10 protein-coding genes, 1 pseudogene and 1 riboswitch are annotated in these 17,764 nt (G+C 60.3%); of the genes and pseudogenes, 3 read left to right on the top strand and 8 right to left on the bottom strand.

Going from position 1 to position 17,764, the window contains the following annotated elements; genetic code table 11:
• The 5 genes from thiS to EN786_RS39470 form a co-directional block, all read right to left on the bottom strand.
• Positions 1-198 carry a sulfur carrier protein ThiS gene (thiS, locus tag EN786_RS16285; protein WP_126057620.1) on the bottom strand — a complete coding sequence of 66 codons (198 nt, stop codon included), beginning with the start codon at positions 196-198 and terminating at the stop codon, positions 1-3.
• Complete coding sequence (gene thiO / locus EN786_RS16280) at positions 167-1,168, bottom strand: glycine oxidase ThiO (protein WP_126057621.1); 1,002 nt, start codon at positions 1,166-1,168, stop codon at positions 167-169. Before thiO ends, thiS begins: the two co-directional genes overlap by 32 nt.
• Positions 1,165-3,000, bottom strand: coding sequence for a phosphomethylpyrimidine synthase ThiC (gene thiC / locus EN786_RS16275; RefSeq protein ID WP_126063809.1), 1,836 nt, complete (start codon positions 2,998-3,000; stop codon positions 1,165-1,167). Before thiC ends, thiO begins: the two co-directional genes overlap by 4 nt.
• Positions 3,001-3,103: 103 nt before the next feature.
• A riboswitch (TPP riboswitch) is annotated at positions 3,104-3,220 on the bottom strand.
• Positions 3,221-3,341: 121 nt separating this feature from the next.
• Positions 3,342-3,569, bottom strand: a complete 228-nt coding sequence (locus tag EN786_RS16270; RefSeq protein ID WP_245454713.1) for a hypothetical protein — start codon at positions 3,567-3,569, stop codon at positions 3,342-3,344.
• 662 nt (positions 3,570-4,231) lie between these two features.
• Positions 4,232-4,693: a hypothetical protein gene (locus EN786_RS39470; protein ID WP_306283303.1), complete on the bottom strand. Its 462-nt coding sequence runs from the start codon at positions 4,691-4,693 to the stop codon at positions 4,232-4,234.
• Positions 4,694-5,591: 898 nt separating this feature from the next.
• Between EN786_RS39470 and EN786_RS38635 the strand changes: the two are divergent.
• From EN786_RS38635 to EN786_RS16250, 3 genes and pseudogenes are all read left to right on the top strand, one after another.
• Positions 5,592-6,114, top strand: a pseudogene (locus tag EN786_RS38635) (SMC-Scp complex subunit ScpB).
• 533 nt (positions 6,115-6,647) lie between these two features.
• Positions 6,648-7,298, top strand: a complete 651-nt coding sequence (locus EN786_RS16255) for a DUF433 domain-containing protein (protein WP_126057624.1) — start codon at positions 6,648-6,650, stop codon at positions 7,296-7,298.
• 4 nt (positions 7,299-7,302) lie between these two features.
• Positions 7,303-7,680, top strand: coding sequence for a DUF5615 family PIN-like protein (locus tag EN786_RS16250; RefSeq protein ID WP_126057625.1), 378 nt, complete (start codon positions 7,303-7,305; stop codon positions 7,678-7,680).
• A 21-nt stretch (positions 7,681-7,701) separates the two neighbouring features.
• Here EN786_RS16250 and EN786_RS16245 read toward each other — a convergent pair whose 3' ends face one another.
• The 3 genes from EN786_RS16245 to EN786_RS16235 are packed head-to-tail and all read right to left on the bottom strand — an operon-like array spanning position 7,702 to position 17,433.
• Positions 7,702-10,335, bottom strand: a complete 2,634-nt coding sequence (locus EN786_RS16245) for an ATP-binding protein (protein WP_126063810.1) — start codon at positions 10,333-10,335, stop codon at positions 7,702-7,704.
• Entirely contained in the window at positions 10,332-11,456 is a 1,125-nt protein-coding gene (locus EN786_RS16240; RefSeq protein WP_126057626.1) for a DNA repair exonuclease, read from the bottom strand. Before EN786_RS16240 ends, EN786_RS16245 begins: the two co-directional genes overlap by 4 nt.
• A 13-nt stretch (positions 11,457-11,469) precedes the next feature.
• A complete protein-coding gene (locus tag EN786_RS16235; RefSeq protein ID WP_126057627.1) occupies positions 11,470-17,433 on the bottom strand; it encodes a DUF3320 domain-containing protein in 5,964 nt (1,987 codons plus the stop codon).
• Positions 17,434-17,764 lie beyond the last annotated feature (331 nt).

The following is a 17,764-nucleotide window of genomic DNA, read 5'->3' as shown; positions in this document are numbered from 1 at the left end:
CTAGCCGCCCTGCATGGGCGAGAGGATTTCGATCCGGTCGCCGTCGCTCAACTGGAACTCCGTGCGGTTGGCTTTGTGCACGAGGTCGCCGTTGACGGCGGTGGCGAGCCAATCGCCCTCATAGTCGAGCGCGGCAAGCAACTCGGCCAGCGTGGTGGCGGCAATCTCACGCGCCTCGCCGTTGACCATCAGTTTCATGAGCATGCTCCTTGGTTCTGTCTTGACTGAAAACCAGGCCGGCAGCCTGGCGCGCCATGGCGGGGGCGAGGAGAAAACCGTGACGATAAAGACCGTTGATCGCGATGATCTCACCGTCTGTTTCGACGCGTGGCAAATTGTCGGGAAATGCCGGACGGACACCCACACCGGTTTCAACGATCTCGGCCTCACCAAAGGCCGGATGGAGGGCATGGGCGGCGCCCAGCAGCTCCATCATGGAACGCGCCGTCACCGGTCCGGCGCTCTGGCTTTCAATCATCGTCGCTCCGATCATGAAACGGTGATCGGTGCGCGGCACGGCATAAAGCGGAAAGCGTGGATGAAGCAAACGGACCGGCCGCGACAGCGAGACATCAGGCGTGCGAAGGATCAGCATTTCGCCGCGAACACCGCGCAGCCTGTCATCGGCCGCTGCCATTCCCATGCAGTCTATCTGACGGGCGAAACCCGAAACAGGCCGGGCGTCGCAGCCGAAGTGGAATTTGACACCCATGGTCGCAAGGTTGTCATGAAGTGCCGCCATCGCCTGGCGTGGGTCGAGGTGAGCCTCGTTGGGGAAGAGCAATCCACGCCGGAAGCGGCCGGCGAGGTCGGGTTCCAGGAGCGCAATTTCGTTTTCATCGACGCGCCTATGCCCTGACGTGCGACTGGCGAACCGGTCAAGCTCACCGGCATCACGCGGCGCGGCCACGACCAATGTCCCGGCCCGTGTCACCTGACCCGACAGCACCGCATCCCACCAGTCGGCAGCGTCGCGTCCGAGATCCAGCACCGGCTGCTCCGCGCTTTCGCGCTCGCACCATGGCGCCAGCATGCCGCCGGCGAACCACGACGCGTTGCCGCCAAGGCCATGCCGCATCTCGGCGACTGTGACCGTCGCGCCGCGGGCGGCGAGTTCGAAAGCGACGGTGAGGCCGGCAACGCCGGCCCCTTTGACGAGCACCCTCATGATGGTTTGGGAGCCTCCGGCACGACCGGTACGCCAGTCTCGTCCGCCGGCATGTAGAGATCGCCGCCCTCCCGGTATTTTGCCGCCATTGCCGCCATGCCTTCCTTCTGAGCCTCGGCACGGATGTCGTGGGAAATGCGCATGGAGCAGAATTTCGGCCCGCACATCGAACAGAAATGTGCCAGCTTGTGCGCCTCCTTGGGCAAGGTCTGGTCGTGGAAGGACCGTGCGGTTTCGGGGTCGAGCGACAGGTTGAACTGGTCCTCCCAGCGGAACTCGAAGCGCGCGCGCGAAAGGGCATCATCCCTGGTTTTCGCTGCCGGATGGCCCTTCGCCAGATCGGCTGCATGGGCGGCTATCTTGTAAGTGATCACCCCAATCTTGACGTCGTTGCGGTCGGGAAGGCCGAGATGCTCTTTCGGCGTGACGTAGCAAAGCATTGCGGTGCCGAACCAGCCTATCATGGCGGCACCTATCCCTGAGGTGATGTGGTCATAGCCCGGCGCGATGTCGGTCGTCAGCGGCCCCAACGTGTAGAACGGCGCCTCACCGCACACTGCGAGCTGCTTGTCCATGTTCTGCCTGATCTTGTGCATGGGGACATGGCCCGGGCCTTCGATCATCACCTGGCAGTCCTTTGCCCAGGCAATCTTGGTGAGTTCTCCAAGTGTTTCCAGTTCGGCGAATTGCGCCGCGTCGTTCGCATCGGCGATTGAACCGGGACGAAGGCCGTCGCCGAGCGAGAAGGAAACGTCATAGGCTCTGGCGATGTCGCAGATCTCCTCGAAATGCTCGTAGAGGAAGCTCTCCCGGTGATGGTGCAGGCACCATTTGGCCATGATCGAGCCGCCGCGCGAGACGATGCCCGTGACCCGGTCGACGGTCAGCGGTATGTAGTGCAGCCGCACGCCGGCGTGGATGGTGAAATAGTCGACGCCTTGCTCGGCCTGCTCGATCAGCGTGTCGCGATAGACCTCCCAGTTGAGGTCCTCGGCGATGCCGCCGACCTTTTCGAGCGCCTGATAGAGCGGCACCGTGCCGATCGGCACCGGTGCATTGCGCACGATCCAGTCGCGGATGTTGTGGATGTTGCGGCCGGTCGACAGGTCCATCACCGTATCGGCGCCCCAGCGGATCGCCCACACCATCTTTTCGACCTCTTCGGCCATCGACGATGTGACAGCCGAGTTACCGATGTTGGCGTTGATCTTCACCAGGAAATTTCGCCCGATGATCATCGGTTCGCTCTCGGGATGATTGATGTTGGCGGGAATGATTGCGCGTCCGCGCGCCACCTCGTCGCGCACGAATTCGGGTGTGACGAAATCTGGGATCGCCGCGCCGAAGGCTTCGCCGTCGCGTTGCAGCTTGCCGCGCATCACCTCGCGGCCGAGATTCTCGCGGATGGCTACGAACTCCATTTCTGGCGTGATGATGCCGGCGCGCGCATAGGCAAGTTGGGTCACCGCCTTGCCCTGCTTGGCCTTGAGCGGCCGATTGCGTATCGGAAATTCCGGTGTCAGGCGCTCGCCGGTGGCGAATCCATTGTCTTCCGGCCGGACGTGGCGGCCGTCATAGGCTTCGACATCGCAACGCGCCGTGACCCATTCGTGGCGAAGCCGGGCAAGGCCTTTTTCGATGCTGGTTTGGACTGATGGATCGGTGTAGGGGCCGGACGGATCGTAGACGGTGACGGGCGGTTCGCCGGCCGTCGGATGGACGGAAATCTCGCGCATCGGCACCCTGATCTGCGGGTAGAGGACGCCGGGCTTGTGGATTTTCCGCGAGGCGGGCAGTGGTCCCGTCGACACGGCGGGGGTGAGGGCATTCATCGTGAGGCTCCTTTGCTCATGCATTGGAGACCCAGTTCTGTGCCGGAAGGATGAAAAGACGCTTCTGTAGACCTGCTGCAGCAGGACCTCGGGCGTAAACTCCCGCAAAGCGCTTGCACCGTCCCTACGCCAGTATGAACTGGATCAGGTTCAACGGGTCACTGCGCCGCGAAAGCCAGCAGTATCTCAGCCCCTTACCGGGACTCCCCTGGTGAATGCCTCAAGTTGAATGGGCCGGTGCTGCTTTGTCAAGCGCCTTCGGGCGCCTTCGGGCGCCTTCGGCCGGTGGCGACGTCCGGCGGCCGGCCGAGCGGAGAGCTCGCGCATGCATCGGGGACAAGTCACGCCCCGTAGACCAGGGCTGGAATGGCCAAAGTCTCATTCGCTTCGTGAAGGATGGAAAAACTGTATCGGCCATGTGCGTCGAGATCGACCGAGTAGCTCAGGCGGTCACGGATGTGGTTATCCTGGTCGAAGGCGACGATTTGCGGCTTCAGCGAGGTGATTTGCACCACGTCCAGGTAGATGGAGTTGCAGATATGATCTGGTCGTCGGGCTGGCAGGTGCAAGCGGCCGCTCTATTCAGGATGCGGCATCGGCGGCGTTCCCGATACCAATGATATCTTGCGGGCAACTTATGCAATCACCGGCTTCGTAAAACCCGACGGCGGCGGCCGTGTCCTGGCGCTGAGGATGTGCCGCTGTTCCAGCAGAGAAATCGCGTGGGCGCGGAGTTTTCGCTCTGCGAGGAAGAGTTGACGCAATCGTTTAGCTTGCTTGCAGTTCGTAGAGACCCGCCTTTGAAAGCAACTAAGCTATTGCATTGATATGTTGGTGCGCGATCGATCGCTACATAGCCGGCCGCCATTATCCGAGTATTGATCCGCCGGTGTTCGTGTTGCCGTATATGGCAATCCCTGCGAGATCGTCGCGGCCGGATCGGCCGCACCCTCTAGTCATAAAAGGGGAAGCGACCGAGAATTCCGCTGCCGAAAACTTCTCTGGCTTGGCTATGCATGCGGTAGATGAGATCGCCGCCTACCGCGACCTGGTCGAGGAAGGCATCGACGCCCAGTTCGGACAGCCTGGTTATCGCAATGCGTTAGCGGCTCAGACTTGCGGTCTCGAGAGCGGCCTTTGGGGGTCACCTCTTTTTTGTTTCAGAGGTTGGAAGACGGCTGCTCGTTACCCAATAGAAATGGCGACTACGGAACGCGATCGATCGCGGCCATCAGGAAACACCTGTCTTCGGCTCAACCTCGACATGGCGTCCGATCGACCGCAGATATACAGCTATCTCGTCCATGAGATGATCGCGTTCGCCGTAGATCTCAGCAATCCTGCGCAGCTGTGGCTCGACGGACCTCCGTTGCGCCGGCGTCAAATCAGCATCGCCAAAGACATATCCCAAGTTGCCAATCGCGCAAATGTTGCAGCCGGCCTCCACAACTGCTTGCACGAATGCCGGAATGTCTTTTTCTTGCATAGTCTTCATGTCGAACCTCTCGTGAATGGCGTGCTTGCGCGCCCATGCTGCCTTTTCAGCGTGTCCTCTGGGCGGCGCAAGCCTTGAGCGTAATTGTGCCGGGCAACCTCGACTATCCCGTCTGCCACGCTCTTTAGAGTCGGTGGGGTCTGGTGATTGCAGGCTGGGCCACTCAAAAGCCTGCAAGAAGAAAGTCATGGCGACCATTGCTCAAGATCGCGAGGGTGCGTGCAAGACCTTCCGTTGGCAGTCATGCACGCTCACCCAGCAACTGGGTATTGAGCAACTGGGTCTCACGTCGCGGGTCTCGTGTGCTTCACAGCCGAAAATAAGGTACCACCGTGGCTATTCTCAAGTGCAGGCTACCTCTTCAGGACACGGCGGAGTGCCTTCCGACGCACCCCTGGTGCAACGTGCGACCTAACGAGACACATCTCGTTCGCGTTCCCTCGACCTTTCTTCGTATTGCTGCTTGCCCTGCGATTTCAGGCCCTCTGCTAGCTTCTCGGCCGCTCTTTGGCCTGCAATGTCACTATTCAAGATCATATCCGACATCCCTGGATGGTCATAACCGTAATGCGCATGCAGTTTCCCTCACGAGCAGCGCCTATCCGTCGATTAGTTCGTCTTCCGGAACCCGAAGCCCTTTTTATCCGGCGTACCTATCCACCATTCAACCGGTATACCTTTCCCAACTTTGGCGGACCATTTACCTCAGGCATGATCATCTCGCGTGACATTTTTTTTTGGCGCCATCATCGCACGTGGCATTTTCTAAAAACCAAGACGTGTCAATTTGTAAAATCAAGGATGCGGCCGCGCCCGTTGCGAGGATTTGCAGGTAGCTCTTCAGCCCCAACACGATGTGTGAGGCGGCGGTGGAAAAGGCAACCGACGGCGTCGACGCGTCCTTTGATGATCGCAAGCGATATGCTTCGTCGCGAGCCCAGATTGCGGTCTCGGGCACAAGGCGAGATCACAGTTCTGCGATCTGTGGTAACGCGAGCCCGCAAAGCGCCGCTGCGGCCACCGCTTTTGGAATCTGGACGAGATTCGTCGTCGTCTGAGATCAGTTGATCGAGCAGTTCGCGCGCGCGGGACGCGCTTGCGGTGCAGTCTCTCCCGCGAGCTCGCCCGTGACCTTCTCATCGACGACATCCGAGAGCTGCGCGGACGGCCCTATGACCTCGTCGCTGTCGCCGGCGGCTGGAAGCACCTGACACGGCCGGCCTATGCCGATGCCATCCGCGCCTGCGGAAGCAGCGGGCGTGCCGTGGACCTGACGTGGTCGGACGTGCTGATGCTGATGTGCATCGGCACTTCCAGCCGATTACCCGCGCCGAATTGTCGTCGGTTTTCGGGAAGTAATCAGTCGCGACCTGATCGGCCATCTGCGGCACCGGCCTGATCGCGTCGAACCCGCGCAGTCCGACGCCCGGCGCTCCCTACACCTATGTGACGACAAAAGCGTCCTGCTCGAGTTCGGCCTCGACACGCTTCGCGATCTCCCGGACTGCGAGGCGCTCGAGGATGCCGGGCTGCTGAGCAGAGATGAGCTGCTTGCTGGTGAAATTATGCCAGAGTTGGCTAGTGGCCATGAGGATGCGGGTTTGGATACGGAGGAATAGCTTGGCGCTGCAGACGCTGTGGCCACCGGGCTTGCGAGTGCTTCCAGCTTTCCATAGCGAATCTAGCGCGCCCAAGGGCGTCCGAAATTTGTAGGCAAATTTCGGACATGGACACGGTCAGCGACGTCAAGCAGGCAGCGGTATGCGGCCTCTGCACCGCTGTCGCCCAAAAATTCGTGGCCATGGGCAAGCCCCACTTGAGACCCCCAGAGAGAACGCTCGTGAGCGATGGAAACGGTTTTGGTCCAAAGCTTGATACAGATGGCCTGCAGATGGGTGTAGGGTTTCAAAGCGCTCGAAGACGCGCCTTCGCAGAGTTAAAAGTCCGCGACGAACTCGTGTGTCGTTTGTCGCCAACTGCAAATTCGATAGTTAGCGCAATTATACTGCGCCGAGTCTGCCATCTCGAGCCCCAAGGGTTTGTGAGGCCTCTCGGCTCACCACCGCCTTTGCTAACCGCCGTGATTCCAAAGACGCGTGCCTTTACGGAGGGGGTCAAACGGCCTATATTATTCTTTATAAGGAGAAGAATAATGGGCACACTTGCTCGCATCTACACCCCCGCAGAGGCAGCCGCCGTCAGCGGGATAGGAATCAAGGCCGTGCACAATGCGATCGACAAACGCATTGTCGATACTGTGCCAAGCACTGCTCGGCGCATCGGTGGGGTCGTCCGACGGGCATTGACCGGCGAGGATTTGCTGCGGCTCAAGCTTTGGTATGGCGTGGGTGCGACATTGCCCGCTGATCGTCGCTACCGCCTGTTCGAGGAAATCAAAGCTGCCCCAAGGGCCAAGACCGTAAGGGCCGACGACCTGCTGATCGTCGACGTCGCCGAGGCACGTAAACAGCTCAAAGCGCGCATCGTGGATCTTGATGAAGCGGAGGCCGCCATCGGCCGCGTTAAAGGGGTGATGGGCGGAGAGCCTGTCTTCAAAGGAACCCGCATCCCTGTTCGTATGATCACGACGATGCTAGCGCAGGGCGCAGATGAAGCGGAGGTTCTGGAGGGATATCCGAAGCTAACGCCGCGCGTGATTGAGCTCGCCAGAATGTGGGTCGCCGCGCACCCGGTTCGTGGGCGGCCTAAGAAGCTGGTCGAGCAGGGCGTGAAAATAAAGTCGTCGAAGCGCGTGGTTTTGAAGGGCGACCCAGGTCCGTCGGCCAGGTCGAGACGCGTGTGACCTCGTGAGGTTTCTGATCGATGAGTGCCTGCACACGTCTCTGGTTGCGGTAGCCCAAGAACGCGGACATGAAGCAAACCACGTCAACTGGCTTGGGCTAAGCGGCGAAACCGACTGGGACCTCATGCCGCTCATTATCGATGAGGATTTCACCTTCGTCACCAACAATGCTAAGGACTTCAGGAAGCTCTATGCCAAAGAACCGGTTCACGCCGGCCTGATTATCGTCGTCCCTCAGGTCGGGCCTGAAAAACAGAGAGAGCTCTTCGATGCTCTCCTCGAGGATCTTGGCCCAGAGGAATTCCTGATTAATGAAGTTATCGAAATCGAGATCGAAAACGGCATTGCAATCGTAACACGATACGATCTGCCGTCGCCCTAGCTGAGGCTGCGCGATCTCCGCTTATGACCGACCCGGTTGCCAGTCGCTCATCTGCAAAATGTTACCGCCGAGTTTTGCAAACGCGCGTTGGCGGCAGGAGAAAACGAGAATCTGCTGATCGTGTGATTGACGATGCAAAGCGTCGAACATGCGCTCGATGCGGTCGTCATCGGAATAAACCAAAGCGTCATCCAGGATAACCGGTGTGGGTCGGCCGTCGCGGGCAAGCAAACGGGCGAAGGCCAGACGTGTCAGAACCGAAAGCTGTTCTCGCATGCCGCCACTCAACCTATCGACATCCTCATCCTGACCATTGCGGCGAACGGTCTGTGGCAACAGTGTGTTCTCGTCGAACACTATGGAGATGTCATCGAATAGCAATCCAAGCAGCGGTCGCAGCTCGGACATGACCGGCTTCAGATAAAGATCGCGTGCCGTCGAGCGCGCAGCGACCAGCGTCGTGCGCAGCCGGTCGAGGACGGCTTTTTCGAATTCGAAGCGTCTCGCTCGCTCTCCAGCGATTTCCAATTTTTCTGTGGCCTCGCGCAAAGCTTCTTCCACCGCGTCGTCGGACCGAGTGCGAATATGGCCATTGAGATCGGCCAGGGTTACACGCAACTGACTTGCTTCCTGTGTGGCGGCATCCTGAACCGAACGGGCGCGGCGCAGAACGGCTTCAGCGCTGGTGAGATCGCGAGCGCCGTCGCGCAGGGGAGCAGCGCGCATTTCGGCCGCTTCGCGCAGCTTTTGTCGTGCGGTGGCCTCGGTGAGCAGCAAGCGCCCCTTTTCCTCGCGCGCTGCATCGGGTCCCAATATGACCTCGAGGCTGGTCAGTTCCGCCTGGATGGTGACATAAGCCGTCTCCGCAGCCATGACAGCCTCGTCGGCATGGCTGCGCAAAGGCAAGGCCTCGCGCACGCTGTTGCGTGTTGTCGCCACACGCTGCTCGGCTGCGGCATGATGTTGCCGGATCTGTTCTGGATCGACTTTGAGTTCGAGGTCCCCGGCCCCGAGGGCACTCAGACGAGCAAGCTCCTCGTGTAATTGCTGTATCCCCTTGGGCGCGAGATCGGCAAGTCGCTGACGCGCCAAGCCCAGTTCGGTAGCTTTGTCGCGCGCTTCCACTAGGCGCTGGCGTGCCGTCCTGAGGCTATCGACACCGAGGGACGCAAGCAGGCTGCGGTGCTTCGCTTCGGCGTCTTCGATGGTCCGGTCGGCCTGCTGCGGCCGATTCGATCGCAGGGTCAAGGCTCCGATGCCGGCAATATCCAGGCGTACGGTGCCAGCAAAGCTTTGGTCTTCTGCATGGGGCAAGGGCTTGGCATCGATGGTCACCAAATCGGCGGCGCCGTCCCGGTATTCCATGCATAGCGTCGGCAGGGTTGCCAGGTGAGCTGCACGAAGGCTGGCGATCTCGATTTCGAGCGCCTGGAGTTGCTCGACAGCTTGTTCCGGCACCGCCAGCATCGCCAGTGCTGCCTCTCCATCTTCGATCTGGGTTCTGGCGACTTCGGCTTGTTTCAACCGGTTGTCCGAGCCGGCCAGTTGTTCGGCAGCGTCACGCGCCAAAAGAGTCGCATCCAGCCGCGCGAGCAATTCGCGTGCTTCGCGCTCTTCCAGTTCGGCTGCTTGAACTTCGCCCATCGCTTGTTCGTTTTCGGCAATGGCAGAAGCGCGCCGATCGAGAACCTCACTGCGGCGAAGCTGCGCAATCGTCGACTGCTGGCGCAAATCCGTGGCTCGTTTGAGCGCGGTCCGAAAACTATCGAGGGCCTGCTGCGCCGCGTCGTGGTGAATTGCGGCAAGGGCAGCTTCCGCCTCGGCGGCTTTCAAGGCTTCGCTGTGCGATTTGGCGGCCTCGACTGCGGCTTCCGCGGCCGAGATGGCTTCCCGCCGAGTGGCGCCTTCTTCGGGGTTTTCAAGCTCAGACAGACGCGCCAACGCCATGCGCCGCTTGTCGAGCGAATCGCGCAGACCGGTGACTTCGGCGCTGAGACGCTGCTCGTCTTTCACCAGCTTGTCACGCTCGTCGAGCGCTGCCGCATAGAGACCGCCGCTCTTGGGACGCAGCGTTGACGTAACCAGGCTATAGAGTTCTTCTTCACATGCCGCGGCGATTTCGGCCATGCGTCGCCCGCCGGTCAGGGCTTCAACTTCCCCCTGAACCGAGGACAGTAGGCTTTCGCGCACGCGTTTTTCGCCGTCCTCCTCGCTTTTGCTGCGCCTTTCGATGCCGGTGACCCCTTGGCGAACCCAGAGCAATCCTGCCGGTCCTGCGCTTCCGCCATGGATTAGTTTGCCGATAAAGGCTTCGGCCTCATCGGCTTGAGCCAACAGTCGCCCGCCGTCGAGGTCAATAACGCTGGCCAGCCTGCCGCCATAAAACTGCTTGGCAAGTCGATAGCGTCCTTCTGAAGTGGTGATGTCGGCCTCCACCACCGGATTGCCCCCACTGTAAGGCCGCAACAGTCGCACGCCTTCGGGTGTGCCCGTGTGAGGCTGGAAAAAGAGTGCGTGCAGCGCTTCGAAGAAGGTTGATTTGCCGAACTCATTGACCGCGCAAAGCACGTTGACGCCGTCGCCGATGTTTTCGATGGCGACGCCTTGCCCGGCGAACCGTTTGACGTTGTGGAGCCGAAGGGCCGTAAGTTTCATGATCCCATCGCCTCGCAATAGCTGAACAACCGAACCAGTGCTTCTCGCGATATGTCGCGTTCGACAGCCGACCGGGTTTCGTCGCTGCTTTCATCCAACAGTGCCTGCGCTGCCTCGCGAAGGGCACCAGAGCGGTCGATCCGATCCAAATCGCCACTTTCGCAGTCGGTCGCGAGCCCGTCCCCGTCCAGTTCCAGATAGGCGAAGTCGGGCGCGGCTACCGCGATCGCCGCTTGAAGGATCGTTCGCCCACTTAACCGCACCCGGCCAGACGCGGCAATTCGCAGCAAAGTCTGACGCCGCAGATGAGCCGGTGGAAGCAACGCTTCAAATGCCGCGGCGCTGTCGTCGCCAGACAGCAGATGCAGGGGAGCGGTTTTCCAGGAAAAGCTAGCTGTTTCAACGGCCACGATCTCGGGCACGGCGCCAGGCCCGGCAATGGAAACGACAAGGGCCTGACCGGGTGTATCATGCTTGAAACGGTCAGGTTCGGGCGCACCGCTATAACGGCTGCGCTCATTGATGGTGACGGGTCCGTGCCAGTCGCCAAGTGCCAGATAATCGAGGCCGGCCTTAGTCGCGCGATCTGGTGCAATGACATCGGACGCTGCTGAATCTTCGGAAAAGTTCTGAATAGCGCCATGAGCAAGGCCGAGCCGGATGGCGCCTTGCGGCGTCGCGGCGCTGTTCATCCACTCGGTAAGGTCGCGACCGGGTCTGCGGGTGGTGCAAGGTGCAGGCAGCAGCGCCACGTCCGCGCCAATGGTCAGGGTTTCGGGCCGCGTCGCCAGCAGGACATTGTCCGGCACAACGCTGTCCGCTGCACTCCACAATTGATCAGCCAACAGGGAATCATGGTTGCCAGGCAGCAATATCCAGCGCAGAGGCGCGCTCTGGCTCATCTCGGCCATGGCCTGCCGCAACATCGCTGGAGTGGGCGTTTCGGTATCGAACGTATCGCCGGCCAGAAGTATGGTGGATGCACCATGGACGCGTGCCTGCTCTGCCAGCCGGCTGATCGCGCCATGGCGCGCTTCACGGAGCCGCCCGCGCAGATCCTCTGGCATGTTGCCGAACCGCTTGCCGATATGAAGATCGGAGCTGTGGATGAATCGAAACATGGAGTCTCCGAGACTATGTCGATGCCAGGTTGCGCTGGGCGCGATCGATGGCTTCATCCAGCCGGGAGCGTGAAATCGCCGCAAGTCGCTCGACACCGAGCAGACGTGCAAGGTCGAGAGCGGGGTCGGACTGTTCCAGAATGTCCTCGTTCGCAACGACGACAGCGGCCAGCTCGGCGATTGGAATGTCGGCAATGGACCGGCGGGCATCGGCATCGAACGGCATGCGATAATCAAGCAGGTCGACCACCGTCCCTCTCTTCCATAGGAAGCTGCCGCTGGATTCTTCAGTTCTATCGAACTCGCGCAGATGCAGGTCGATCCGCTCCCGAATCTTGTTGCCCGTTCTGAGCCAGCCATGCGCCCGTGCGATGCGCTGCGCAAGGACGTCATCTCGCAGAGGTCCTTCCTGCTCGATCACCGCGTCGACCATGGACCGCAGCGTGCCTCGGTAGACGAAGTCATAAAACTGATCCGGGCTGGTGGAAAATCCGGTTAGATCAGTCAGGCGATAACGGCCGCCCGTCGGTACGGTATCATGCGTCGAATGCGCGGCCGCAGGCAAAATTCCTGCAGATGCCGATGGGCGCTCTCCCGTCGCGAGGGGAGCGGCGACAAGTTCTGGCTCTGATTTTATCGACGGATGTTCCGGTTCGCCGGCCGATGCTAGGTCTTCGGCTGGCAATGGGTCCATGGGGTCGACCTTATGTCCCATGTCCCAATGGATCGCGGCTTCACTTTCCTGTTGTTCAGCCTGTTTGCGACGGCTTTCCTCGAGCAGCGCGGCCAGGCTGGCATGAAGCCTCTCGGTGCAACCTTCGAGATCAAACCACCAATCGGTTGACCATACCCGGACAATGTTCCACCCGAGGCCGCGCAGGACCTGCTCGCGGACCTTGTCTCGATCTCGCGCCGTGGCAGAACTGTGATAGGTCGCGCCGTCGCATTCGACCCCAGCCAGATAGGCGCCGGCGAGATCGGGATGCCGGATCCCTATATCCACTCGAAAGCCCGAAATGCCGACTTGAGGAACGATGGTCCATCCGCGCTTCTCAAGCTCGGCAGCGACGGCCTCCTCGAAAGGGGATTCCAGGGCTCCGACCGATCCGCGTTCCTGCGCTGGCAATGCCACAGCGCCGCGTTCGGCAAAATCGAGAAAGGCTTTGAGATGCTGTACGCCGATCGCTTTGGTTCGGTTGGGGTCGATCTGGTCGGCGGCAAAACCTGAAAATACGATCAGTTCCTGCCGCGCACGCGTCACCGCGACATTCAGCCGGCGTTCGCCGCCGTCCCGATTCAGCGCGCCGAAATCCATGCTGCGCTTGCCGGCATTATCTTGCGAAAAGGTGATCGAAAACAGGATTATGTCACGCTCGTCCCCTTGGACATTTTCCAGATTCTTGACGATGGCGGGCTCAATACGCTCGTCGGCAAAGAACCATTCAAGCTCCGGCTCTGTCTGGCGTGCCTTGTCGAAAAGGTCGAGGATGAGCGACTGCTGTTGCGCGTTGAAAGTGATGACTCCGAGCGTGGGTCGGTCCTTTTCCGGTAGGGCCAGCCAACGCCGCATCCTGCTGACCGCCTCGTCGGTTACCGCTTGGGCTTCGATTCGATTGGTGCGGCTTTTGCCACGGTCATAGATGCCGGTCGTGATTTTTCGCAGCTGAACTGCCCGATCTTCCACCGTTGGCGAAGGGAATGTGATGAGCCGGTTCTGATAGTAGTGATGGTTGGAAAAGGCGATCAGCGACTCATTGCGGCTACGATAATGCCAGCGCAGGTCACGTACCGGGATGCCGGCCGCTTTGGCTTCGTCGAGAATGCTCTCAAGATCCTTTTCGTGTTCGACGACTTCCTCGTCCTCCTCGTTGCGGCCAAAGAAATTGGTGGGCGGCAACTGCTTGGGATCGCCTACGATTATGGTTTGATGGGCTCGCGCGATGGCACCGACGGCGTCCCAGGTGGTGATCTGCGATGCTTCGTCGAAAATCACCACGTCGAACAGGGCTTGGTCGGGCGGTAGATATTGAGCGATTGAAAGAGGGGACATCAGCATGCACGGCGCGAGCTTGGCAAAGCTCGTCGGCATCGCGCCAATCATCTCGCGGATTGACCGGCTGGGCCGCTGCAATTCCATCTGATGGCGCAACAGGCCCAACTCGGAATTGCGCGGGACGCCTTGCACAGCCGGCAAACCATGAGCGATGGCACTGATGACGCGAAGGCTTGCTTGAGCGCGGACAAGATCGTCGATTTCCCGGAAATCTTCGATGGCGTGCTCGTGCTGGAAGCGACGGAAATTCCGCAGCACCGGATCGGCATCCAGCGTGGCCGGCAGCCACCAGCGTACATAGGCCAGGCGGAACGCGGATTGAGCTTCAGCTGGTCGCACTAGACCCGCCTCGATATCGTCGACCAACGCTCCCAGATTGTGACTGACAGCCCTGCGACGAATGCCGCACCACGAAGTCCAGTCCCGGAGAAGATGACGGGCGTCGAGCAAGTCTCCCATCGCAGTCGTCAATTCGGTCAGCGGGTTATCATGTTCTGCCCAAGAAGGCGTCTTTCCAGCAGGGATCGCAAATTGGGTCTTGGCAGCCTCGAATGCTGCAGAAGCCGCAAGGAAGCGGGCTGCCCCATAGCGCATCGTGCTATCTGCTGCACCGCTTCGCAGGCTCGGGGCGGTTGCTTGCAGGAGCGCTTTGAAATCCTCCGTGCCGAGGCCGGGCAGGCGTAGCGTCTGTCGAAGCCTTTCGGCCATCGAGAGTATCTGATCGATACGGTGGGTGTCGGTATCAAGTGCGGCAAATCCGATCGGCTTCCCAGATAGGATGTTGGCTTCGACAGTGGCCCGGCGGTCCTGCATCAGGCGCAACAGCAGCAAGTCGTGCTGAGGATCGGCTACCCCCTCTGTGACATAGCCTTGAAGCAGCTTCTGGACTTTGCGTTTGCCCAACTGACTGTTTGGCCAGAATGCAGAAGCGGCCTGCTGCCATTGCTGCTCTATGTCCTCCACCCGTATGCGCGCAACGGCAGCCTCGTCATAGCGGGCCGACAGGTCCTTGCGAGACTTGCGATAGTCTCCGATTGCCTCATTGAGAGTGGCGAGGGCTCCCCGCAACTGGGCGAAATCTCGATCAAAGACAATGCTGACGTCATAGCCGGCACTGTCCTGGAGTGCCGCTGCTAGTTTTCGCAGCGCTTCGAGCTCCGCTTTTGACGCGTCGCCTTTGGCGCGCAGGCCGATGCTCACCAGGAAGGCGTCGAGTGCGGTCGCTAGAACCTCGGACGCATTCTTGAGGGTCTTTGCCCCTTCGAGCAAATTGTCCTGCCAGCCTGACGTCCACTCGGTGACATCTATAAGACGCAAGACCGACCGCATCTCCACCGACTGAAATGCGAGACCTGTTTCGGCGGCAATATGCTCCAGCGCCAGCCGGTTTGCCTCGTCATGGGAATCGCGCGATGGCCAGGACAATCTCGGAGCGTGCTGCCGCTTGTTCTTGAGAGCGATGCCGAGCGCCAGATAAGGCGTCAGACCATTGACATGGTGCCGATGCAGCGCTTCGACATAGGCATTCAGTTCGTCGCGACGGACGCGAAGCCGCTCGTTGATCGCAATCCACTCCGCTGCGTCCACGCGCACGCCGCTTTCCCAGCTGATCCTGAGCTGGGTGAGAAAGTTGCGTCGGTCCGCCTTGCTGGAATGGAGTTCGAGACAATGCGCGCCCAGGCCATGTTCGCGCAGGCGGCGATACACCACATCGAGCGCCGCCGTCTTCTCGGCCACAAACAGCACGGTTTTGCCAACTGAAAGACAGTTGGCAATCATGTTGGCAATGGTCTGGCTCTTGCCAGTGCCGGGAGGACCGATGATGACAAAATCGCGACCCTCAGCGGCGGCAAGACTTGCGGCGGTCTGTGAGGAGTCGGCCGGCAGCAGCAAAACCATGTCGGACGGGGCATAGTGCCGGTCGAGTTCGCGCTCGTCGCGGAATGATGCGCCATTGCCCTCGAAAGCTATCTCCGGCGTGTCGATCAGATGGCGCACGACACGGTTTTCGCGCAGCGCATCGGTACGCTCGACCAGATCCTTCCACATGAGAAACTTGGCGAAGGAAAAGGTCGACAGCGCCGTCTCGTCCACCACCTCCATGCCGGGGACGTCGCGCACTGCCTGGCGCATAAGACCGAGCAGCCTCGGCACATCAACGCCGCTTTCGTCCTCGGGCAGCTCACCGGAAAACTGTGGCAGTTTGAGCTCGAAGTCGCGTTCGAGAAACTGCAACAAGGTTGCGTTGAATCGCGGTTCATCTTCATGGAAGCGCAAGGTAAAATGCGATGTTGCGCTGCGGCGCTCGATTTTGACCGGTACGAGCAGCAATGGCGCGCGATAGCTGCGCTCGTCCTCGGCCTTCTTCTTCCAGCGCAGGAAGCCGACCGCCAGGAAGAGCGTATTCGCGCCGCCCTCGGCAAAATCGTTGCGCACTTGCCGGTAAAGATCGATCAGCCGGGATTCCAATTGACGCCCATCGAGCGTCGACGGGAGCTCGTCGCGCAGAAGCGCTTCCGCGGCAAAGCCACGCTGGAGGTCACGTCCGTGCACCTCGCGATAGAGGACAGCATCCCGCTCGCCCAGTGGATTCTGTTCGGGGAGCGAAATCAGCCGGATCGAAGCGCCTGCCATCAGACGGTCCTCGAGGTAGCCGACGTCAGTACAAAGAAACGGAATTGTCTTCTTGGAGTCCGGAAAATTGAGCAGGCGGTTCCGCAGTGTCAAATCGAGGAGCTTTTTCTGCCAGCGGTCGATCCGTCCGGCCGCTGTCGTCGGCTTTACCTCGACGATCTCGACCGGCAGGGCTACCACGGCCGGTGCGGCTGGCAACGGCAACGCGATTTCGGTTGCCGCCTCTGCATCCACGCTGCGGCGCGTCGGTTCGTGCGAAGCAAGCGGTGTGATGCCGCCGCTGCGCGAGCGGCGTATATCGATGGCTGCGACAAAGGTGGCTACCTGCGTTTCGTCGAGCCGCTGTTCGATTGCGTGTTGGGCAGCCTCCAACGTCATCGCCGGCCGATGCGTCACGCCTGTCGTCTCAAACACGATGAGTTCGCGCGATGCCAGCGCCTTGCGGACCTCCATGGCATCGGGTTCAATGGCGTTGGCGAGCGTCCTTTGTGTCATCCAGACGCCGACGGCCGCGTGTCCCTGAAACATCAAAACGACGGGATGCAAGCCCGTCGCCTCCAGGGCGGACGCGAATAACAGACTGGTATCGAGACAGGTTGCCAGCTTTTCTGCCGTAATAATTGAGGGACGTCGAATTTTTTGGCCGCGGCTTTCGAAGCTCGCAGGTGGCTCTGCATAATGCAGCGATAGGCCAGCAATGGCCGAATAAATTGCGGCCGCCAGCATGAATGCGCGTTGCGGATTGCCGCTTTGATAGCCATCGAGGCTGGAAGGATGACCATGCGCTGCGAGCAGCTCCGCTGCGGAACGCAGCAGTCCTGCGATCGCCGGGTCGTTCGGCATGACGAATGCGGCGAGCAATTGCGCCATATCGACGACGCCACCCCATTCGTCGCGGGCAAGCAGGCGCACCGCAACGCGCTGCTCGGCCAGCACTGCGCCTCCTGAGGTTAGGCGCAACGTTATCTCCCCGCGCTCAGCCTCGTTGAGACCGGCCAGATAGCCGGCGTCGAGATCGATTTTTCGATCGCTTAAGGGAAGCCGGTCGCCAGCAACGATCCGATCAATTGTCCAGCTTTTGGCGCGCAAAAAAGGGGGGTTCGATGTCAGCTCGAGAGTGCATTTTTCGAAACCCTGCTGGGTCGGGTTGTTGAGCGCGATAGACCGGATCACCGGAATAGCATTTTGGAAGGACGCATATGTAAAGCTGGCGGCGATGTCCGCCACGACTTCTATTACGGGCGCGGCTGATATACCGGCAGCATCGCCAGTCTCCGAACTCGTTTCCATACCCCATCCCCTATTTTCATTTACGATAGAACTTTGCCGCCAGAATTTGAAAGTAAATTCTCGGTATGGTCGCCGCTTATGTCCAGCAGCATAGATTTCTAAAAGTGTTACCGCCCAGATAACGGTCGAAATGGAGACAGGCGATAATCGGTCGTCACGATTGGAGGGGATCCAAAAGTCGCGGAAATCGGAGCGCCGGCGCACGCTGCTGAAACCCAAGACGGGCAGGACGTCATCCGCAAATGTGTGGCGGTCCGGGCGCCATGGACCAAGCGTTGCGCGCCTATCGCGAGCGCTGTCGTGGCGCCTATCGCGGACTCGGACCCAGCCC

Origin of the sequence: Mesorhizobium sp. M4B.F.Ca.ET.143.01.1.1 (assembly GCF_004792275.1) — a bacterium.
Classification (GTDB): Bacteria; Pseudomonadota; Alphaproteobacteria; order Rhizobiales; family Rhizobiaceae; genus Mesorhizobium; species Mesorhizobium abyssinicae.
Note: the sequence above shows the minus strand (reverse complement) of the source record. Positions and strands in the feature narration are given on the sequence as shown.